We start from the raw sequence: 19669 nt of genomic DNA on the forward strand, positions 1-19669 counted from the left end.
GCCGGATTTTCAGGAGGCGGACGAGGTGTCTGACCTGGTATTGCTTATAGCCGTTGGACATCCGGTCGGGCTGCTCGAGAAGGCCGATCTGGTGATAGTGACGGACCGTGTTCACGGTGGTCCCGGCGAGATCCGCGATTTCCCGTGTGCTCCAAACCATCCTTATCCCTCCTTCCTAGATCATCTTCGGCAGTTAGATGTTGCGCGCCAGCGCGGGTTCGTCATCCAGCCTCCGATCGATTGAACCCAATGTTCCCACCACACGCTCAAGGAAGGAGTTCCCCCGACGTTGACCGGTTCGGGATGATCGATCGGACTGCATCGGTGATCGGCGTTCGGCCGCTGGTGACTTCGAGAATCTGCCGGGTCACCTTCGGCTGAAGGAGGAGTTCGGTCAGAACCTCCGCCACATCCTCGCGCGAAATATCCTCGTGTACGGCCGCGGGGCCAAGGAAGACCGTCCCCTGGCCCGGGCGGTCCTGCAGGAGGGATGGCCGGAGGATCAGCCAGTCAAGGCTGCTTTGGCTGACTTTGATGTCCATGAGCTTCTTGACCGCGAAGTAGTATTCTTCGTCGTCGCTGAGGTCTCGTTCACGCCAGGCTTCCGGAAATACCGAAACGAGCGCGAATCGTCGAACGCCGGCACGTTCTGCCGCGGCGAGAGCGTTGTCGACCGCGACCCTGTCGATAGCGTCCGTCTCTTCCTTCGCGCCGCCATTGGAACCCGCTGCAAACACAACCGCATCAACACCGCTCAAGAGGGGTGCCAGGGCTGCCGCATCCATGTCAGCCAGGTTGCCGACACGGGTGGAGACGCCCTGCACTTCCAACCGGCGTTGCTGATCCTGAGTGCGCACCAGTCCGGACACCTGACTGCCTCTCTCGATCAGACGTTCTGCAAGGAGCCCACCCACGGCACCACTGATACCCATAATGAAAACTTTCACAGGCTCACTCCCTGAAGTTGATATCGACTGTCGCCGTCGGAACGCCTTACCAGCCGAGCAGGCCCAGGACTCCGGTCGCGGCCGCGGCGACGGCGGCGGTCCATAGGATGATGGCGATGGCCTGCCACACAAGCACCCGCTGCTTGCTGACCCCTGAGGCGATGAAGAACGCTGCGGTGAGCTGGGTGGGAAGGGCCAGCGGCGCCAGCAGGCTTGCCCCCGGCACGCCGAACCTGGTCAGCCATCCCCGCAGGCGGGTTTGGCCCTTGGCCTGCCGGGCCGACCGCGGGGCCGATCCCGGGGCCTCGAGCGTCTGGACGGTGCCGCCGTCGGGTCCGCTGGCGCCTGCCCGCCGCGCGACGACCATCTGGCGGGCACGCGAGCTCAGCAGCACCACCACGAGGACGCTGAGGAAATTGCCCACGGCGCCGGCGATCCCTGCAACGATCGGGTTGACTCCCGCGATGATGCCCAGGGCCGCCGAGCCCTCGCCCTCGACATAGGGGATCATCCCGACAAGGCCCACACCCAGCGGCTGCAGCACCTCCGGGACCTGATTCACGAAGTCCTGAAGGCCTTCAGATAAAGCAGACATGCTATTCTCCTTGATGTTTCCCGGCCGGGAGTTCCCTCGCCGGCCTGGTCGGGCCCTCATGTGAGGGCCCTGATTGTGTTGATGTCGTCATTGAAGACCCTGTGCCAACAACAGGGTCAAGGGTATGTGACCAAACCCACGTCACAGGAGCGGCGGCCGGCGGCGGACTACGCGATCCCGTGCGCTACATTCGCCCCGCGCAGCGGAGATTGACGGATCGACGAGGGAGTGGAACGGCTCAGCGGAGCCCGCCACAGCATGTCGCCGCACGCTTCAACCGAGACGCCTCAGTGATTCGCACCAGGCGGCGTGATCTGTCACCACGGGCCGATTGGCGTCCGAAGGCCTGCCGGCGTCGCTAGAATTGAGCGCGCCAGTCGCGGATGAGCTGCGCGACCTCGTCGAGGTTCGATTCCAGCAGGAAGTGCCCTCCGTCAAGCAACTGAACCTGGGCGTGCGAGGCGTCCTTGAGAAAGGCCTTGGCACCGTCCGGGCCGAAGATCTCGTCGTTCCTGCCCCAGACTGCCAGGACGGGCACCTGCGATTCACGCAGCCACTGATGAACTGCCGGGTACAGCGTACGGTTCGTGTGATAATCACCGAACAGAGCCAGTTGCACCCGGTCCATCCCTGGCCGGTCCAGAAGGGCGAGGTCATGTTCCCATGCGTCGGGATCAATTGTGGTCACATCGGGAACCCCGTGCTTGTACTGCCATTCCACGGCTTCCCGTTCGAGCGCCGGCCGCAGGGCGAGCTCATTCGCGGGGGACGGGTCGGCGCCATACGCCCAGATGGGAGCCCAAAAGTCCGGCACGAAGCCTTCCTCGTAGGCGTTGCCGTTCTGGGAGATGACACCTTCAATCGACCCCGGGTTGGCCAACGCGAGCCGCCATGCGATCGGCGCTCCGTAGTCCTGGGTGTACACGGTGTACTTTGTGACGCCAAGGCCCGCCAACAGCCCGGCCGTCATTTCCGCCAGCGAGTCGAAGGTGTAGTGAAACTCATCCACCGACGGCGCCGAAGAGCGTCCAAAACCGATGTGGTCGGGCGCGATGACGTGATACTCGTCCGCCAGGGCGGGGATGAGGTGCCGGAACATGTGGGAACTGGTCGGGTATCCATGCAGGAGAAGCAGCACGGGTGCACCCACCGGCCCGGCTTCCCGGTAGAACATGCTGAGACCGTTGACCGTGGCGACGCGGTGATGGACTGTAGTCATAACTAACTCCTAAAAGGTCTATAGTGGTTAGTGGAAATGTAGCACAAACGTTGACACCCTTCGCAGGTGAGCAACGCGAAAGGGTGAGGATGGTTTCACAGAGCGCGGGCCCGGACGAAGACCTTCTCCTGGCGCTGCTGAACAGCGCCCCCGCCGTCGGCGGCCGGATCACCGAGGAGCTCCATGCGCGAGCAGCCGGAGAATTTGCGGTGAGGTTCGGCGGCACCGGTTCCGATGCCGAGCTGCAGCAGCTGCGGCTCATGAGGCAGGTGCTTCAAGACGTCATCCGGGCGGCCGAAGGAGCGACCGAGCGCCTGACCGAGTTGCTCTCCGATATCTCTCTCGTGCCGGAGCCGTCTCCGGCAGGTATCCAGTGGCGGCTGGAAGCGGATCCGCCGAAACGACTCGCAGCACGTGCGGCCCTGGCGTGGGCCCGCTTCGCTGAGTCGACACCGGGTCGGCTCAAGGCGTGCGCGAACAGCGACTGCAACCTGTTCTTCATCGATCGCAGTCGACCGGGGACTGGTAGGTGGTGCTCGATGACCACGTGTGGGAACCGTATGAAAGCCCGCGCGCATGCCAGCCGCCAGCGGACCAGCCGTGCCACGGATGCGCACTGACGCCGGGTCCGGATGGAGGCAGGCGGTTCGAGCAGTCCCACGACCACTGACTCCAATAGGACTTAATCATCTAGGGGCGCCAAGGTTTCAGCAGATGGACGTCTTGAAGTTCGACGATTTCGAGGTGTCGAGGCCGGTGGTCGAGGTGTAAGAACGGCCGACTTGGGTCTGCATGACGGTGCCATCACTGGTGCGGATGACCGCGCTGTAGCTCAAGTGGTCCGGCCGCTGGGTCGCAGCCACCACCCCGCCTGCTGCGATCTCCATCGCCACGCGGTCATGGTCAGTTCCCCGCGCTTGCCGCACAGCCTCGGCCTCTTCCTGTCGAAGGACATGATGGCCTGGACCGACTTGTGCGCGGACGTCGTCGCCGAATTTCCCTTCGTGCCCGAAGGCAGCTAGTCGGTCATCGAGGGCGAGACGACTGACGTCCACGAGCTCCACACCACGACGATGTACACGACCGGCGACCCCGACGTCGTTGTCATGGAGTGGAGCGTTGCAGGAACGGTCGTGAGGACCGGCAGCACCTACGCCATGCGCTACGCGGCCTTCGTGACGTTCCGCAGCGGTGAGATCGCGACCTACCGCGAGTACTGGAACCCGCAGGTCTTCCTCGCGGCTCCGGACGGCCAGGGCTTCTGATGGGTGGCGGTTGACGCGGAGGCTGCCTTTAGGGAACTCAAGCGGAAAGCAGCGAAGGAGTCCACGCCCGAAAATGCGGCATTGCCCGCACCGCCTCCTGTAACCATGCCCGGTGGGCTGGCCGCGAAGGCTCTGGCAAGGCGACGGCACGACACGCGCTAGCGGCTGCACCGTATGTGAGAAGTTTGACCGGCACGCTCCGCAGGACTGTCACTGCGACCATCGCCGAAGGTCACGGCACTCGCGAAGTCAGTCCAGTCATTGAGCGGCCTGGTGGTTTTGACCTCCACTGGGTGGGTGTCGCGGGCTCGGTGAGGGTTCCGCAGCGTTCGCTCTGTGGTTCCCTCACCGAGGGTTTGTGGCTCCGGCCGTGGGCCAGGGTGCGGGTGGTTCCTTAGACGTCGCGTTTCTTGGTGACGATGAGGGCGGCGGCGAGGAATGCCAGTGCCCAGGCGCCCATGACGAGTCCGCCCTGGAGCTGGGTCAGGGCGTCATCGGCCGCGGTGACGGCGACCATTTTGTTGCCTGCCTCCCCGGGCAGAAAACGTGCGGCGTCGGTGACCCAGGCGGCCAGTCCTGACAGGAGCTGCATGATGACGGGCAGGACGAAGAAGATGCCGACGGCGGTGACCACGCCGCCGGCGGTGTTGCGCAGCAGGATGCCCAGGGAGATGGAGATGACCGCTACGAGGGCGAGGTAGGTTCCGGTGTTGATGATGCTCGCCAGGACGCCGTCCTGGGTGAGGGCGAAGTCAAGGTCCTGGCTTCCAAGGATGGGCTGGGCGATCAGGTAGGACACCAGGGCGCTGAGCAGGCCGACGAGGAAGGCGACGGCGGCAATGACGGCAGTCTTTGCCAGCAGAGCCGGGGTGCGCCCGGGGACCGCGACCATGGTGGAGCGGATCATTCCCGTAGCCCACTCGGAGGCGATCAGGACCACAGCCAGGGAGGCGATGAGCAGTTGCCCGAAGATCAATCCCGACGACGGTGTGGTGAGCGCATCAACGGCAGGGTCGCCGGGGCCCTGCGCCTGGAAGTTGGCGGGCATGCCGCCGTCATTCATGGTCTGTGCGATCTGGGCGTATCCCCAGGCGCCCAGTAGAGCCAGACCGACCATGACCAAAACGGTCGAGGCGATCAGGATCACCGTCGAGCGGACCGTGGTGACCTTGATCCATTCGGATCGAAGCACCCGGGTGAAGGTGATGCCGGAGCCGGGCCGGGGCCGAGGGGCGTTCTTGGTTGGTGAGGGCGATGTGGTTGTGTGTGCGCTCATGGTCGGCGTCCTTCCACGGGAATGGTGATCTGGGTGGTGTCCTCGGTGGTGGCCGGGGCGGTGGGGGAGAGGCTGTGGGACTGGTATTCGACCTCGGCCTGGGTCAGCTGCATGTAGGCGTCCTCCAGGGACAGCTGCAGGGGGGTCAGTTCGTAGACCAGGACGCCGGTGCGCTGGGCGGTCTCGGCGATCCGGCGCGGGTCGACGCCGGTGATCTCGATCAGTTCCGGTTCCAGCAGCTGCGAGCTGACGCCGTCGCCGGCGAGGGGACTCAGCAGGTCCTGCGGCCGGTCCGCGCGGACCCGGACCCGGGCCTTGCTTTGACCGTCGATGATGTCCTGGATCGGGGCGTCGGCGATGATCCGTCCGCGCCCGATCACGATCAGGTGATCGGCCGTCAGGGCCATCTCGGACATCAGGTGCGAGGACAGGAACACCGTCCGGCCCTCGGCGGCGAGGTCCCGGGCGAGGTGGCGGACCCACTGGACGCCCTCGGGATCGAGGCCGTTGACGGGCTCGTCAAGGATCACCGTCTGGGGATCCCCCAGCAGGGCCACCGCGATGCCCAGGCGCTGGCCCATGCCGAGGGAGAACCCGCCCACGCGCTTTTTCGCGACAGCGCCCAGCCCGGTGAGCTCGATGACCTCGTTGACCCGGGAGTTCGGGATGCCATGGGTGGCCGCCATCGCCCGCAGGTGGTTATACGCCGAGCGCTTGGTGTGGACCGCCTTGGCATCGAGCAGCGCCCCGACCTCATGCAGCGGGGCCTTGTGCTTTGCGTAGGGCCGGCCGTTGACGATCACCTGCCCACCGCTGGGATTATCCAGTCCCATGATCATGCGCATCGTGGTGGACTTCCCCGCACCGTTCGGGCCCAGGAATCCGGTCACCCTCCCCGGCTGGACGGTGAACGACACGGAATCCACCGCCGTCTTCGCGCCATAGCGCTTCGTAAGGGTCTGGGCTTCAATCATGGGCCAATCCTTCTCATCAATGTAGGAGTGAATGTCTTTGTCTGCACATCTGAGCACCGCGTGTTCCAACATGAAGGTCGGTTCGTCAAATCGTCCTCCTCGGAGACGTGGGCCAGCTGGGTCGATAAGTTTGCGGAGACCGAAACGGATCATGGCGTTTCAGTCCCGCCAAGTATTAGAAACTGTGTTCACACAACAGGGTCAAATTCGAATGCCCGATACGGGCAGGTTCCACCCCGGGAGTAGGGGACGATGCCAGGTGCTCACTGATACTGCACCGGGCCCTGGAGCATACCTTGGCGACGCGGGGCTAAATCTCGACCCACTCTATCACAGCGTACTAGTACGCCGTATCGGTAGATCACGAAACACTCGCCCGCCCCTGCGGCATTGTGGTGGGCGACGGCGAGCTACTCGATAAGCGGGACCCGTGCGGCGGATCGACCGGTTTCGGGTGGGCCTTCCGGCGGACGAATCAGGTTCCACCGAGTTCTTTGCGCTGGTCATAGGCGATCTGATTGCGGCGGATCGACGGGGCGTTGGTCACAGTCCAGTCGTAGAGATGCCCGAATGGTTCCCGCAGCGATTCACCGAGCGGGGTGATGGCATATTCGACGCCCACGGGTGAGGTCGGCAGCACCCGTCGTTCGATGAGACCGTCACGCTCCAACTTGCGGAGCGTCTGCGTCAGCACGCGCTGCGTGACGCCTCCGAGCCGTCGCTTGATCTCGTTGTATCTCCTGGGTTCGTCGAGTACCGCCATGCACATCATCGACCACTTGTTGGCTATCTGATCGAGGATGGGGCGACTCTCACAGTCAGGGCTGAAGACCTCCGTGGTTGTGTCCACGATGTTGCTGAACCGCTGCATTCGGTGTGTTCCTGTATCCCTAGGATGCCTAAAGTGCCTTCTTGACGAGCCTCGAACAAACTCCAAGACTAGGTATGCATTGTAAACCGAGATGCCTATCGAATACCTAGGAGAAACACGTGAGCGAATCGAGGCTGTCGGTGGACGCCACCGAGTTCGAGACTTTCCAGACAGAGCAGGACGGTCGAGTCTTGTCCGTCACCCTGAACAACCCGCCCGTGAACGCGCTCAGCGTTGTCATGATGAGTGAACTCCGGGATCTGATGCTGGCACTTCGGCAGGATGACTCGGTCGCGGTGATTGTCTTCGACAGCGCGAACCCGGAGTTTTTCATCGCGCACGTCGACATGAACATCGGCGATCAGATGGACATCCTGGGGCAGCTTGCCTCAGAGGCGCCGGAGGGAGTCAACGTCTTTCAGGCTGTCGGTGAGCTCCTCCGACAGCAACCACAGGTCACGGTGGTCAAGCTAAGGGGCATCGCCCGTGGAGGCGGTGCCGAATTCATCGCCGCAGCCGACATGACTTTCGCAGCCCGCGAAACGGCCCGCATCGGGCAGATCGAAGCACTGATGGGAATCATCCCCTCAGGAGGCGGCACCCAGTACCTCCTTGAACGAGTCGGCCGGAACCGCGCCCTGGAGCTCGTTCTGACCGGAGATGCTGTCGAGGCGGATGTCGCTGCCTCCTATGGGTGGATCAACCGCGCTATCCCTGCCAATGATCTTGATGCGTTCGTAGACCGGCTCGCCCACAATATCGCCGCTCTGCCGGACGGCGTACTCGCCGCAGCCAAGCGGATATTCACCCCCATCACACCGCTCACGGGCTACCAGCAGGAAGAAACAGAATGGGGTACCTTGTTCGGGCTTCCAGCAGCCCGGCACCTCATTGGCGACAGCCTCCAGCGCGGCGCCCAGACAATCGAAGGGGAACGTGATCTCGAGGGCCTTCTCCGACAGATGAGCAAAGATTCAAAGCCTCGTGACTGAGTAGTCGTTGAAGCCCATTCCATTGACCCTGTCCAGCACCATCCTTTCATCCCCCGAATCCAGCGATCTGTTCGTCCTCCGCCGACCTCAACTTCCCGAGCGGGTCGACCTTCTGTGATGTTTCAGGACGAGGATGCCGGCGCAAACTATGAAGGTTGACCCGAAGATGGCGGTCAACACTGTGCCGGATGGCTCCTTTATGAAAAGCCAGGACAAAACTGTGAGCACACCAAGAAGAAGCACCAGGAAAAGGGAGTTTGTACGTCCAGTCGAAGTCTTCATAGTTACACCGTACTAGTCGATGCGTCACCATACTGAATGACCCTTCCGGCCCCGGCTGAAACCTGCACCCTCCATCCCACGCTCCACACTTCCGCGACTCCGAAGGGACAAGTACAGGCCCGAACGCCATCCCTGAGAGCGTGGAGCATCGGAGAGGAGTATGGGCTGCGAGGCCTCGTCTTCTCCACCAGCGTGGCCGACCAGGCTTGTTGTGGCGATCCTGGGATGGGCGATGAGGGTTCGGAATAGAACGCCCACCGTTGTGGTTGACGCGTCAAGTAGTTAGCAGTTGGGTCAGCACATCAACAATCTAGTGATGGGTAGCAAATCATGAGTGAGCAGAAAATCATTGCAGTGGCCGGAGCGACCGGGTCTCAGGGCGGTGGCGTCGTCCGCGCTCTTCTGGCCGATCCGCAGAAGCGCTTCGCGGTTCGTGCCCTGACCCGTGACACCGGTTCTGCATCGGCCGAGGCCCTGCGCCAACTTGGCGCGGATGTTGTCCGCGCGGACTTCGAGGATGAGGGGAGCGTCGTTGCAGCGCTCACGGGCTCATACGGGGCGTTCCTGGTAACGAACTTCTGGGCGCATGGTTCCGCCCGCCGGGAGCTTGACGAGACCGCCGTCCTCGCCCGTGCAGCGGCAGCGGCCGATGTGGCGCATGTCGTCTGGTCAACCCTCGAGGACACCCGCAGCTTGCTTCCCCTCGATGACCCGCGCATGCCGGTGCTGCAGGATCACTACAACGTGCCGCACTTCGATGCCAAGGGCGAGGGCAACGCTCTTTTCGCCGACGCCGGAGTGCCGACAACGTACCTGAACACAACCTTCTACTTCCAGAACTTCATCGAGGCCCTGGCTCCCCGCCGGGGAGACGATGGGGTCCTGACGCTGTCGCTTCCCTTCGAGGAAGGCCGGCTTCTCTCCGGGGTTGACGTTGCGGACATCGGGCGCACTGTGTTCTCCATCTTCGCCGCCGGCGGGGAGTACATCGGGAAGACCCTCAGCCTCGCAGGGGATCACCTCACCGGCGCCGAGTACGCCAGCCAGCTCGGCGATGCCCTCGGCGAGCCCGTTCGTTTCCAATCGGTGCCCTACGACACGTTCCGAGGGTTCGGCTTCCCCGGCGCGGAGGAAATGGGCAACATGTTCCAGTACTACGGGGACTTCGATACCGAGTTTACCGGCGCCCGGGAACTAGAATGGCTTCGCCGGTTCGTTCCTGGCCTGAACGACTTCCGCACCTGGGCGGCCGAAAACGCGCAGGCGCTGAAGGTGGCATAACCAGCTGGCGCAGACAGCGACGAGTGGGGGGGATCACCCAGGATGGGTGATGCCCCCCCCCTCACGGTGCTGGGAGTTCCTAGCTCCTCAGTGACTCAAGATGCGCTGCGAGGCTGCGCATCGCGTCTTCGAGGACGTTCAACTGCACAGCACTAAGGGGGGCGGCGAATATGTCGCGTATTGCGTGGAGGTGCGGGGACGACGCCCTTCTATAGGAATGCGCACCCTCTGCCGTCAACCGAATCTCGGCCCCACGTTTATCACCGGCGGCGGCATGCCTACTGACGAGGCCGCGCCGCTCCATGCGGGCGAGATGATGAGAGAGTCGGCTTCTTTCCCAGCTGATGGCTTCAGCAAGCTGTGACGAACGCATGCTGTGCTCGGGCTGGTCGTACAGCGCGACCATGACCGCGTAATCACCTGTCGACAGACCCGACTCCGCCTGAAGGCGCAGGGCGACCGACTGCTTTGCGGCCTCCGATGTCTCAATGAACGCGCGCCAAGCACGCAGTTCATTCGCCGTCGGTGAGCGACGTCCGCTCGCAGCGGCTGGGCCATCGAGTGCGCGATCTGAAGATACTTCTGACATGTCAAGAATCCTATTGCCTGGGTCGACGTGGTGGCCGTCTTGAGACCGGGTCGATCCTCCCGGGTGTCACTTCACATGGCAAAGACAGGAGCCCTGCAGTGGGTGTGCAGGGCTCCTGTCTTTGCGTGATGGGTCCGGGTTGGCCTGGTGCGCGAGCCCTTTACTTGCTCATGCCCGCTGTCAGCCCGGCCACGATCTGTCGGGTGGCAACCAGAAAGAGGATGACGAGCGGGAGCGTGGCGATGACCAGGCCGGCGAAGAGGGTGGGCCAGTCGGTCTGGTATTCGCCGAAGAAGGTCGTCAGGCCCACGGGGAGCGTGTAGTTCTCCCTCGAGCGCAGGAGCACCAGGGGGTAAAAGAAGTCGTTCCAGATGGGGACGAAGCGGAAAACGATCACCGTGGCGATCGCCGGGCGCACCAGCGGCAGCATGATGTTCCAGAACATTCTGATGCTTCCTGCGCCGTCGATACGGGCCGCCTCCTCGAGCTCTTCAGGTAGTTGGCGGAAGAAGCTGGTAAGTACGAACACGGAGAACGGGACGCTCAGGGCCGCGTAGACGAGGATCAGGCCGATCTTGCTGTCCACGAGTCCCATGCCGTCAAGAAGGTAGAAGACGGGCAGGATCGCCAGATAGACCGGAAGCATCAGACCGGAGAGGAATACCGCCTCGATCACGCTGGTGATGCGGGAACGGCTCCGGGCCAGGGCGTACGCGGCCAGCAGTGAGACGGTCGTCGAGAGCACCACCGAGGAGACCGTAACCAGAAGTGAGTTCGTGAAGAAGGTGCCAAACGACGCCTGCACCCAGGCTTTGGAATAGCTGGCGAAGTTGGGATCTGCTGGCAGCCCCAGCGGATCAGCGGCCATCTCCCGCGTGGTGCGCAGTGAGTTGACCACCATGACCAGCAGGGGGAGCACTGCGATCGCCGCGTATCCCCAGAGGAACAACGAGGTCGCCGCAGCAGAGGCACTCCGCTTCCTCGGAACGCGGGCAGGGGGTGCCTCGTGCTGTGCCGGTGGTGTACGGCTGATTGCTGGAGCGCTCACGACAGAGTCCTTTCCTTGCGTCGGATCATGGTGGTGAACACCATCGCGATGCCGAAGATGAACAGGAAGAGCAGGGTTGCAAGGGCTGAGGACAGGCCGATGCCGTTCGTCGCGCCCGATTCAAACGCCGTCCGGTAGAAGATGAGCGAGAGGACATCCGTTGCGCCGGCCGGCGAACCGGATGACCCTCCCATCGCATACGGCAGCGCCAAGGCTTCCATCGCACCGATAAAGGTCAGGATGGTGACGATGCCGATGGAGGATGTGAGCAGCGGCAGGGTGATGGTGCGGAACTGCTGCCACCCTGAGGCTCCGTCGAGTGACGCCGCCTCATTCAGCTCCTCGGGGATGCCGCCCAGGGCAGCCCCGTACAGGAGGATCGGAAAGCCGAGCCACTGCCATGCCGTGACTAGGACGATCGCCCACAGAGCGGTAGACGGTTGGCCGAGCCAGGGCTGGGCCAGGCTGTCCAACCCGACGAGGCGCAGGAGTTCGTTGATCGGACCGAACAGCGGTGAAAGCAGGAGCGACCACAGGTAGCCGATCACCAGGGGGCTGACCAGATAGGGGAGGGTGTACAGCGTCTGGAAGAGCTTCTTGAACCGCTTCCTCCGGTAGAGGAAGGACGCGATGGTGAGGCCGATGGTGTTCTGGAACACCATCGCTCCGGCGAACAGCAACAGGTTGTGGCCGAGTGCCCGCGGCAGGTCCGTCTTGAACGGAGCCTCGGTGAACAGGGTAGTGAAGTTCGCGAACCAGGCCCATCCTGCCCTCGTGGTGCCCTGCCAGCTGAAGAACGAATAACTGAACGCGGTCAGCATCGGATACAGCACGAACACCGAGAACAGGAGGACCGCCGGCAGGAGGAACAGTGCCGTCGTCATCGGGGAGAGCCTGGCACTGGACCTCCTTCGGCGCTTCACCTGCGGGCGCCCGGAGATTAGCTGCTCGGGGTGAACCACTGCGACACTCCCTCTTGAATATCGCCGCCGACTTCCTTGGCCTCCTTGTCACCGAGGAACAGTTCCTGCACGCCGGTCCCCATCAGCTCCGTGCCGAGCGGCTGGCCATACCGGAAGTCGACCAGCATGAGGTAGGGGGCCGGGTTTTCCTGGTAAAGGCTCCAGATGTCGCTCATCACCGGATCGTCGAAGGTGACCCCGGGGACGGGGGAGAACTGCTTCAACTCGTCAGCGACCAGCTGACCGAATTCCCGGGACGCCATCCACTGGACCAGCTCCAACGATGCCTCCTGCTTGTCCGACGCCGCGTTGATGCCCCAGCTGCCATCGGCATAGGCCGGCGAGACAGGAGTGTCCAGAACAGATCCTTCCTTCACCGGGACCTGGAAGACGCCGAGGTCGAGATCGGGGTTCTGCTTCTGGAAGAAGCCCAGCTCGAACGACCCGCCGGGGAACATGGCGGCCTGCTCGTTGACGAAGAGAATCTGGGAGTCGGCGTAGCTCACGCCGACCACGTCTTGGGGCATGTAGCCCTGAAGGTCCTTGAGTGTCTGGATGGATTCGACATACGTGGCGTCGGTGAAGTCCTTGGTGCCCTCCTGGACGTCCTGCCGGAAGGATTCGCCGCCGTAGTGGGCCGAACCGAAAATGTCCTGGATGAACGGCATCATCCAGGCGTCCTTGCCGCCGACGGAGAGCGGGGTGATACCGGCCTTCTGCAGTTTGTCATTCGCAGCCATGAAGTCGTCCCATGTCTCGGGGACCTCGATGCCTTGTTCTTTGAAGATGGCTTTGTTGTAGAAGACCTGCATCACCTGGGTCGCGAACGGCACGCCGTAGACCTTGCCGTCCTCTTTGCCTTTCGCACCTTCGAGGACCGTCGGATCGAATTCCTCGAGACCCGGAACGTTGCCCGAGAGATCCGTGAGGTTCCCTCCCGCGATCAGCGGCTGCAGCTGGCCGTACGCTCGAAGCTGCGCGACATCGGGTCCGTCGGACCCGGTCAGGCCGGTGGAGAGGATCTGGTTGTACTCCGTGCTCTTGAAAGCCTGGAAGTCCACCTGCACGCAGGGGTTCTTTTCTTCATACACGTCGAAAATCTTCGCGTAGGCCTCGGCGTCCTCAGGGCGCCAGGACCACACGCTCAACGTCTCGGGGCTGGCGCAGTCGGCGGCTGCCGCCCCGTCTGCGGACTCCGGGGTGGAGCCGGAACCGGGTGCACACGCGCTCAGCGGCAACAGGGTGAGTGCCAGGGCCGTTACCGCTACCTTGGATCGGATATTCATTGTCCAGTTACTCCTCATGCTGTGGTGGTGGAGTTGGAGCCCTGAGTGTTCAGGAACTCTGTCGCGGCACGAACGCTGCCGCGGGTAGAGGCGAGCGCGGCGCGTGCGTCCTCAGGTGATACGTCATTGAACATGCAGAGCAGGGCGACGCGGAGGTCGCCGTCACTGAGTTCGAGGGAGGACCTGCACAGGTCCTCCTCCTGCCCGGTCGCTTCCATCAGGATGCGAACGGTCCGCGCCCGGAGCTTCTCGTTGGTCGCAACCATCGAGACCATGAGATTCGACCAGGTCTTCCCGAGCCGGATCATCAGGGCCGTGGAGAAACCATTGAGGATCAGTTTCTGCGCACTGCCCGCTTTCAACCTGGTGGAACCCGCGAGGATTTCGGCCCCGGTGTCGGCGATGAGGACAAAGTCCGCCAAGGAGCCAAGCTCCGGCTCCCGGGCACAGGTGATGAGGGCGGTGGAAGCACCTCGTCGGCGGGCCGTTTCAAGTGCCCCGCCGACGTACGGGGTCCGGCCGGAGGCCGCAATACCGACACAGACATCGCCCGGAGCGACATCAGCCGCATCGGAGGCCCCCGATTCCCAAGAATCTTCGACGTTTTCCAGGGCCCTGACGAGGGCCGCGTCGCCGCCGGCGTGATGGGCGACCACCACACCTTCTTCAAGGTTGAATGTCGGCAACAGTTCTGCGGCATCCAGTACGCCGAGCCGCCCTGAGGTGCCGGCGCCGAAGTAGTGCACCCGGCGTCCGCCTTGAACTGCCTCGACCGCGCGGTCGACGAGTTGGGAGAGTGGCGGCAGAACGGCGCGGACAGCGCCGGGGACAACTGCGTCCTCGTTATTCATCGCCTCGAGAATAGCGATCGTGGAACGAGTGTCGAGATCCACGGTCGCCGGGTTTCTGCGCTCGGTGCTGATCTCCAGCCAGGCCCCACCTGGCCGTGAGTCTGCGATGGACTGATGGTTCACAAGATTCTCCGTTTCGAGTGCATGAAGCCCTGCTCGGTGATCGCCATCACATAAAGCTAGGGTTCGGGTCGATCGATGTCAAGGATGTACAGAATCGGTTCCATGTTAGAAACTTCTTAACACGCCCCGGTTCCTGGAACCTTGGTACCTTGTGAACCGGGGGCGCACTGCTCTAGCTGAAGGAGGAGCGTTGGAAGACATCGACACCGCTGCAATGTCACGTGCCGTGCTGGCCCGGATCAGGGCGCTGCTGCCTTCGCTTCGCCCCTCGGAGCAGGCGGTTGCCGCCGTCGTGCTCGCCGACCCCGAACGCGCCTCGTCGCTGTCCATTGGCAACCTGGCCGATGTCTGCGTGACATCGACGGCCTCAGTGGTGCGGTTCTATCGGAAGGTGGGATATGCGCGCTACCAGGATTTCCGGCTCGACCTTGCCCGCGAGGCGACGCGCGAGCGAACGGTGAACGATGTCCCGGACGGGGTCTACGAAGACATCAGCAAGACAGACACGCTGCACGACGTCGTCGCGAAGATCGCGGCGGCCGAGGCGATGTCCATCGCGGACACGGCGGAACTCCTAAATGTGGATCGCCTCTCGCAGGCGGTTGGCGCCGTCCGCAAGGCGCGCCGTATCGACATCTCCAGTGTCGGCGCCGGCGCATGGGTGGGGCAGGATCTCCAGCAGAAACTCCACCGCATCGGGCTGGTGGCCCACAGTTGGTCGGACGCGCACTCGTCGTGGACCTCCGCAGCGTTGCTGAGTTCCGACTGCGTCGCAATCGCCATCTCCCACTCTGGCGAGACCATGGATACCGTCGAGGCGCTGCGGATCGCCCACGACGCCGGAGCCACCACGATCGCGATCACGAACCATGGGGACTCTTCGCTCGGCAAGCACGCCGACATCACGCTCACCACCGCCGCCCGGGAGACGCCGTTCCGCTCGGGCGCCATGGGCAGCCGCATCGCCCAGATGATGGTCGTGGACTGCCTCTTCATGGGGGTGGCGCAGAAGGCCTACGACCAGGCCGTCGATGCCCTGGGTAAAACATACGCGGCAGTCCATCCCCGCAGGACCTGACCAACGCCCGGCCGGGCCGTCACCGCAGACAAACTACGCACATTTCCACGGAGGACTGATGCCCGGAAAGACGAAGCGCGCTTCCGTCAGTATGGCAGCGACGGGCCGGCCGGAGGCCGACGGGCAGAGGTTTCCCCGAGTCGGGGCCACGACGCGGCTTGTCCTTCGCTACTATTCGGTGAGCCAGATGGCTCACCGATTCCAGGTCAGTTCTCTGGGCGGCGCCGAAGCGCAGCTCCGGTCATCATCCCGTGAGGGGTGTTGGACCACGGCGAAGTTCCACATCCCGGAGTGCGGCGCGGACGGCTACCTCGGGTTCACCGTCACCGGTGACAGCGCCTACGGCACAGACCGCCGGTACGTGCGCGCAGCGGATGGTGTGGCAGAAGCATGGCTTGTCGATGGAGACCCCCGAGTCTTCGAACAGCCCATCCCGCTGCCGCTGAACGCCGTCCTCCGACGAGGCCTCAAGGCGTACCTGCCGGTTACGGCGCTCCCGGGCACGCTGGGCGTCGAGCTGTCGGAGGGCAGGAACGCCTACGCGTTCGACGGAGCGCCGCCGGGCACCCTCGAGATCCTGACGATTCGCCGCGGACGGGACTGTGTGGATCTGTCCACGGCAACGGACCGTGCCGGGTGCAATACCTCAGGCACCATGCCGGCCGAGCACGCCGACACAGCGTTCAGGGACATCGACGGCTTCGCAGCGCACGGCACCTACTACTTCTCCTTCGACGCGGTGGAAGCGCTTTTTCACGTGGGAACTCTCCTGACCGATGCCGAAGCGTTCGTGCTGCCCCGGGCACGCACCGCCTACGACGCCGTAGGGGCGGCGGCATCGCCCGAATCTGTCGGCTTCTCGAGCGGGCGGCTGGCGGACCTCGACGGGTTCATCACCAGCCAGGTCGAGGCGGGCGCGTGCACGGTGTCGCTCAGTATCGTCAAGGACGGCAAGCTGGTGAAGGAGAGTGCGTACGGGTATTCGAGAAAGTACGACACCCCCTTCATCGATGGCGCCTACCGGCCGGCACGGCCGCTGCCGCCGGAGGAATGGGAGGCGACGCACACCGACACGCTGTTCGACCTGGCCTCCAATACGAAGATGTATTCCACTAATTTCGCGGTTCAGCAGCTCGTCTCCCGGGGCGCGCTGGACCTCGACCGCACCCTCCAGTCCTTTCCTGGGTGGGAGAAGTTCACCGACGCCTACAGCGTGTACAGCGGCAAATGGACAATCGGCGGTACCGGCGGTATCACGGCCCGCCAGGTGGGCAAGGACGCCGTGACCATCCGCGACATCCTCCGCCACGAGGCCGGCCTGATCCCCGACCCGGAATACCCCAACCGGCTCGCGGCAGGGGAGCTGTACCACCAGAACACCGACCCCGCGGACCGGTCCGGAATCATCGACGCGATCTCGAAAACACCGCTGATGTACGCCCCGCGGACCACCTTCGCCTACAGCGACGTCGACTACCTGATTCTCGGCCTCCTCGTGGAACAGCTCTCCGGGCAGCGGATCGACAGCTACTTCGCCGACCAGATCGCCGGACCACTCCAGCTCCGGAGGACCATCTATGCGCCGTTGGACCACGGGTTCTCCAGGACTTCCATCGCGGCGACGGAACTCAACGGCAACACTCGCGACGGCAACGTCACGTTCGGCACCCTGCCCGGCGGCGCTCCGGTCCCGCTGCGCTGCCACACCCTCCAGGGTGAGGTTCACGACGAAAAAGCCTTCCACACCATGGGGCAGGTCGCTGGCCACGCGGGACTGTTCTCAACCGCCGGGGACATGGCCGTCCTCACACAGCTCATGCTTAACGACGGAATCTACAACGGACAGCAGCTGTTCACCGCGGAGGTCGTGGACGCCTTCACGCGGCCGCACGCCGTCGACCCCGCAGTCCCCGGGTCGGCAACGACGGGCCTCGGCTGGCGCGTCAACTCAACGATTGAGTCCTCCTACCACTTCACCGGTGGGCCCGGCCGCAGCACCTACGGCCACCAAGGCTGGACGGGCACCCTCACGGTGATCGACCCGGTCGCCAACATGACGATCTCGCTCCTGGGCAGCGTGCGGCACTCACCGGTCGTATCACCGCCCAACGGCTTCGCCGGGACCGCGTTCCCCCTCGCCGACTTGGTGTCCCTCACCGCCCGCATTTACGGGGCACTTGGGAAAAGCAGCAACCAATACTCTCCGCTCGCAGTGATAGCTCCCGTGCAGCCGGTATCGATTCCATCTGGACGTCCGATCAAGGATGCCCTGGACGCCCTGCCGATCTCGACCACAGTCACGACCAGCACCGGTCAGCGCCACACGGCGCAGCTCGTTTGGTCGGTCGATTCCTACCAGGGTGGGAGGCCCGGCACGTTTGCAGCCACCGCACGCGTTTCGCTCCCTGCACCGGTCATTCAACCCGCAGAGCCGGTCGAGCTGGCCTTGTCCACAACTCTGACCGTTTACCCGGAAGTGCCCGGCGCCGGATCCTGATATTCCTGGGCAGATGATTCCGGGGTTCCCATGGCGGCACGGTGCGCCACCCCGACCGCCGGGCCCGCCTTCGGTTGAGGGCCCTGCTGCGTCCTCGCCGCTGGGTTGGCGTCTTCATGAACCGGTGTGGGCTCGCCTGTATGGATGACTCCACCAGCGTCTCCGATCATGAGCTATCGCCGCTGGAGAAAGGTCGTCCTTGATTGTCAGGCGTTCCGGGTTATTCAGGAGGGCCAGTTGGATAGGACCACCTTTCCGGTGACGGTCGAGCTCTCGAGGAGCTCGTGAGCGCGCCGAAGGCCCTCGGCGTTAATTGGTTCGATGTGGGTTGTCAGCGTTGAGCGGATGCGTCCGGCGTCGATCATCCCGGAGAACTCGTTGAGGAGCTGATGCTGGTAGTAGTCGTGAGGTTCAAACAGAGGACGGGTGAACATGAGCTCCCAGTGCCAGGTGATGCTCTTGCTTTTCAGTGCATCGATGCTGCCGCCGGACTGATCGATAGATACGACCTGCCCTCGGGGTTTGATCACATCAGCAATGGCCTCCAGGTTCGCTGGAGTGAAGGAGGTGAAGACGTAGTCCACTCCGTTGGGTGCCAGCCGCTTGACGTCGCTGGTGAAGTCGCGCGGAACTACTTCGTCCGCTCCCATAAGTTGAACCCATTCCGACGACTCGGGTCTCGAAGCGACAGCGATGACCTTCAGGTCTGTGAGGGCTTTGGCCAGTTGGATGATCAGCGATCCGACACCCCCCGCGGCGCCGATTACAAGGAGCGTCCCTGAGTCCGACCGGGCGAGTTTCAGCTTATCGAACAGCGCTTCCCATGCGGTGATGGCAGTCAACGGCAGTGCTGCTGCAGCAGCGTCGCTGAGTGACTGGGGTTTGTGGCCGACGATGTTTTCCCGCACCAGGTGGAACTGGGCGTTTGTTCCGGACCGGCCGATGGATCCTGCGTAGTAGACCTCGTCGCCGACAGCGAACCTGGTGACGTCAGGGCCGACAGCGACGACGGTTCCCACAGCGTCGTAACCAATCACCCGGGGAGTCTCAAGAGACGGCGAGCCGGCCCGGACCTTCGTGTCCACGGGATTCACCGACACGGCACGGACCTCTACGAGCAGGTCAAAACCGGTAGCTTCCGGCACGGGCAACTCGAGATCCCGGAGGCTGTTGGGTGAGGAAATGGGCAGCCCCGCGTCGAAGCCGACGGCTTTCATAGTCTTCATGCGTCCACCGTACTGATTCGACCACGCACACGTGCAAGGCCCCCGGTACATATTTCGCCTTATATTCGGTTCGGACGCTCGAATAAAAGCCAGACTCGTGTTCCTCGGGGCAGCCAGCACCGGTACCCCTGCGGTGCTCTCCAAATGTTCAACGGGTCCTCCGGGCCGATGCGCGACCCGACGCATGATGGGTATGCGGTTATCGGACCGGGAGCAGCGCTGGGGGGGGGGGGGGGGGGGGGGGTCAGGCTGGGAGGACTGTGCGGTCGAATTAAAACCAAAGACATGGGAAAAGAACCCCCAGGCT

At 63.5% G+C, this 19669-nt stretch carries 20 protein-coding genes; 6 read left to right on the plus strand and 14 right to left on the minus strand.

The window, feature by feature from the left end; genetic code table 11:
* From GVV77_RS17660 to GVV77_RS17675, 4 genes are all read right to left on the minus strand, one after another.
* A partial coding sequence (locus GVV77_RS17660; RefSeq protein WP_159617903.1) for a MerR family DNA-binding transcriptional regulator occupies window positions 1-160 on the minus strand: 160 nt, incomplete at its 3' end.
* A 106-nt stretch (window positions 161-266) separates the two neighbouring features.
* Window positions 267-947: an NAD(P)H-binding protein gene (locus GVV77_RS17665; RefSeq protein ID WP_159617904.1), complete on the minus strand. Its 681-nt coding sequence runs from the start codon at window positions 945-947 to the stop codon at window positions 267-269.
* Between the two features lie 46 nt (window positions 948-993).
* Window positions 994-1542 (minus strand): small multidrug efflux protein, encoded by a 549-nt coding sequence (locus GVV77_RS17670; RefSeq protein ID WP_159617905.1) that lies wholly within the window; start codon window positions 1540-1542, stop codon window positions 994-996.
* 358 nt (window positions 1543-1900) lie between these two features.
* Window positions 1901-2761 carry an alpha/beta fold hydrolase gene (locus GVV77_RS17675; RefSeq protein WP_159617906.1) on the minus strand — a complete coding sequence of 287 codons (861 nt, stop codon included), beginning with the start codon at window positions 2759-2761 and terminating at the stop codon, window positions 1901-1903.
* Window positions 2762-2850: 89 nt separating this feature from the next.
* On the opposite strand from GVV77_RS17675, the gene GVV77_RS17680 reads away from it, so the two are divergent.
* Complete coding sequence (locus GVV77_RS17680) at window positions 2851-3381, plus strand: CGNR zinc finger domain-containing protein (RefSeq protein WP_159617907.1); 531 nt, start codon at window positions 2851-2853, stop codon at window positions 3379-3381.
* A gap of 87 nt (window positions 3382-3468) precedes the next feature.
* Here the strand turns inward: GVV77_RS17680 and GVV77_RS18180 are convergent, their stop codons facing one another.
* Window positions 3469-3825 (minus strand): hypothetical protein, encoded by a 357-nt coding sequence (locus GVV77_RS18180; RefSeq protein ID WP_201293205.1) that lies wholly within the window; start codon window positions 3823-3825, stop codon window positions 3469-3471.
* 9 nt (window positions 3826-3834) lie between these two features.
* Between GVV77_RS18180 and GVV77_RS18185 the strand changes: the two genes are divergently transcribed.
* The gene (locus GVV77_RS18185; protein WP_201293206.1) at window positions 3835-4026 is read left to right on the plus strand and encodes a nuclear transport factor 2 family protein; all 192 of its coding nucleotides are present in this window, start codon (window positions 3835-3837) and stop codon (window positions 4024-4026) included.
* Between the two features lie 394 nt (window positions 4027-4420).
* Here GVV77_RS18185 and GVV77_RS17695 read toward each other — a convergent pair whose 3' ends face one another.
* The 3 genes from GVV77_RS17695 to GVV77_RS17705 all read right to left on the minus strand — a co-directional run bounded on the left by GVV77_RS17695 (window position 4421) and on the right by GVV77_RS17705 (window position 7147).
* Window positions 4421-5302: an ABC transporter permease gene (locus GVV77_RS17695; protein ID WP_159617909.1), complete on the minus strand. Its 882-nt coding sequence runs from the start codon at window positions 5300-5302 to the stop codon at window positions 4421-4423.
* Complete coding sequence (locus tag GVV77_RS17700) at window positions 5299-6276, minus strand: ABC transporter ATP-binding protein (protein ID WP_159617910.1); 978 nt, start codon at window positions 6274-6276, stop codon at window positions 5299-5301. Before GVV77_RS17700 ends, GVV77_RS17695 begins: the two co-directional genes overlap by 4 nt.
* A 475-nt stretch (window positions 6277-6751) precedes the next feature.
* Window positions 6752-7147 carry a winged helix-turn-helix transcriptional regulator gene (locus tag GVV77_RS17705; protein WP_159617911.1) on the minus strand — a complete coding sequence of 132 codons (396 nt, stop codon included), beginning with the start codon at window positions 7145-7147 and terminating at the stop codon, window positions 6752-6754.
* A gap of 119 nt (window positions 7148-7266) precedes the next feature.
* On the opposite strand from GVV77_RS17705, the gene GVV77_RS17710 reads away from it, so the two are divergent.
* Window positions 7267-8139, plus strand: coding sequence for an enoyl-CoA hydratase/isomerase family protein (locus GVV77_RS17710; protein WP_201291405.1), 873 nt, complete (start codon window positions 7267-7269; stop codon window positions 8137-8139).
* Window positions 8140-8751: 612 nt separating this feature from the next.
* A complete protein-coding gene (locus tag GVV77_RS17715; RefSeq protein WP_159617912.1) occupies window positions 8752-9702 on the plus strand; it encodes an NmrA/HSCARG family protein in 951 nt (316 codons plus the stop codon).
* Window positions 9703-9781: 79 nt separating this feature from the next.
* Here the strand turns inward: GVV77_RS17715 and GVV77_RS17720 are convergent, their stop codons facing one another.
* The 5 genes from GVV77_RS17720 to GVV77_RS17740 all read right to left on the minus strand — a co-directional run bounded on the left by GVV77_RS17720 (window position 9782) and on the right by GVV77_RS17740 (window position 14561).
* Window positions 9782-10291, minus strand: coding sequence for a MarR family winged helix-turn-helix transcriptional regulator (locus tag GVV77_RS17720; RefSeq protein WP_159617913.1), 510 nt, complete (start codon window positions 10289-10291; stop codon window positions 9782-9784).
* Between the two features lie 160 nt (window positions 10292-10451).
* Entirely contained in the window at window positions 10452-11339 is an 888-nt protein-coding gene (locus GVV77_RS17725; RefSeq protein ID WP_246199738.1) for a carbohydrate ABC transporter permease, read from the minus strand.
* On the minus strand, window positions 11336-12223 hold the full coding sequence (locus GVV77_RS17730; RefSeq protein ID WP_159617914.1) for a carbohydrate ABC transporter permease: 888 nt from the start codon (window positions 12221-12223) through the stop codon (window positions 11336-11338). Before GVV77_RS17730 ends, GVV77_RS17725 begins: the two co-directional genes overlap by 4 nt.
* 56 nt (window positions 12224-12279) lie before the next feature.
* Complete coding sequence (locus GVV77_RS17735) at window positions 12280-13587, minus strand: ABC transporter substrate-binding protein (RefSeq protein WP_159617915.1); 1308 nt, start codon at window positions 13585-13587, stop codon at window positions 12280-12282.
* Between the two features lie 14 nt (window positions 13588-13601).
* Window positions 13602-14561, minus strand: a complete 960-nt coding sequence (locus tag GVV77_RS17740; protein WP_246199739.1) for an N-acetylmuramic acid 6-phosphate etherase — start codon at window positions 14559-14561, stop codon at window positions 13602-13604.
* A gap of 214 nt (window positions 14562-14775) precedes the next feature.
* On the opposite strand from GVV77_RS17740, the gene GVV77_RS17745 reads away from it, so the two are divergent.
* Window positions 14776-15639, plus strand: a complete 864-nt coding sequence (locus GVV77_RS17745) for a MurR/RpiR family transcriptional regulator (protein ID WP_159617916.1) — start codon at window positions 14776-14778, stop codon at window positions 15637-15639.
* Between the two features lie 187 nt (window positions 15640-15826).
* The gene (pbp4b, locus tag GVV77_RS17750) at window positions 15827-18136 is read left to right on the plus strand and encodes a penicillin binding protein PBP4B (protein ID WP_159617917.1); all 2310 of its coding nucleotides are present in this window, start codon (window positions 15827-15829) and stop codon (window positions 18134-18136) included.
* Between the two features lie 224 nt (window positions 18137-18360).
* Here the strand turns inward: pbp4b and GVV77_RS17755 are convergent, their stop codons facing one another.
* Window positions 18361-19362, minus strand: a complete 1002-nt coding sequence (locus tag GVV77_RS17755) for a zinc-binding alcohol dehydrogenase family protein (protein ID WP_246199740.1) — start codon at window positions 19360-19362, stop codon at window positions 18361-18363.
* Window positions 19363-19669: the final 307 nt, after the last annotated feature.

The sequence above is a fragment of the Arthrobacter zhaoguopingii genome (genome assembly GCF_009828605.1).
Lineage (GTDB): Bacteria > Actinomycetota > Actinomycetes > Actinomycetales > Micrococcaceae > Arthrobacter_D > Arthrobacter_D zhaoguopingii.

What these genes read in the sequence shown, in the direction of transcription:
- GVV77_RS17670 (WP_159617905.1), bottom strand. Translation starts at nt 1,542, where the DNA reads ATGTCTGCTTTATCTGAAGGCCTTCAGGACTTCGTGAATCAGGTCCCG.
- GVV77_RS17675 (WP_159617906.1), bottom strand. Translation starts at nt 2,761, where the DNA reads ATGACTACAGTCCATCACCGCGTCGCCACGGTCAACGGTCTCAGCATG.
- GVV77_RS17680 (WP_159617907.1), top strand. Translation starts at nt 2,851, where the DNA reads ATGGTTTCACAGAGCGCGGGCCCGGACGAAGACCTTCTCCTGGCGCTG.
- GVV77_RS18185 (WP_201293206.1), top strand. Translation starts at nt 3,835, where the DNA reads ATGTACACGACCGGCGACCCCGACGTCGTTGTCATGGAGTGGAGCGTT.
- GVV77_RS17695 (WP_159617909.1), bottom strand. Translation starts at nt 5,302, where the DNA reads ATGAGCGCACACACAACCACATCGCCCTCACCAACCAAGAACGCCCCT.
- GVV77_RS17700 (WP_159617910.1), bottom strand. Translation starts at nt 6,276, where the DNA reads ATGATTGAAGCCCAGACCCTTACGAAGCGCTATGGCGCGAAGACGGCG.
- GVV77_RS17705 (WP_159617911.1), bottom strand. Translation starts at nt 7,147, where the DNA reads ATGCAGCGGTTCAGCAACATCGTGGACACAACCACGGAGGTCTTCAGC.
- GVV77_RS17715 (WP_159617912.1), top strand. Translation starts at nt 8,752, where the DNA reads ATGAGTGAGCAGAAAATCATTGCAGTGGCCGGAGCGACCGGGTCTCAG.
- GVV77_RS17720 (WP_159617913.1), bottom strand. Translation starts at nt 10,291, where the DNA reads ATGTCAGAAGTATCTTCAGATCGCGCACTCGATGGCCCAGCCGCTGCG.
- GVV77_RS17730 (WP_159617914.1), bottom strand. Translation starts at nt 12,223, where the DNA reads ATGACGACGGCACTGTTCCTCCTGCCGGCGGTCCTCCTGTTCTCGGTG.
- GVV77_RS17735 (WP_159617915.1), bottom strand. Translation starts at nt 13,587, where the DNA reads ATGAATATCCGATCCAAGGTAGCGGTAACGGCCCTGGCACTCACCCTG.
- GVV77_RS17745 (WP_159617916.1), top strand. Translation starts at nt 14,776, where the DNA reads ATGTCACGTGCCGTGCTGGCCCGGATCAGGGCGCTGCTGCCTTCGCTT.
- pbp4b (WP_159617917.1), top strand. Translation starts at nt 15,827, where the DNA reads ATGGCTCACCGATTCCAGGTCAGTTCTCTGGGCGGCGCCGAAGCGCAG.
- GVV77_RS17755 (WP_246199740.1), bottom strand. Translation starts at nt 19,362, where the DNA reads ATGAAGACTATGAAAGCCGTCGGCTTCGACGCGGGGCTGCCCATTTCC.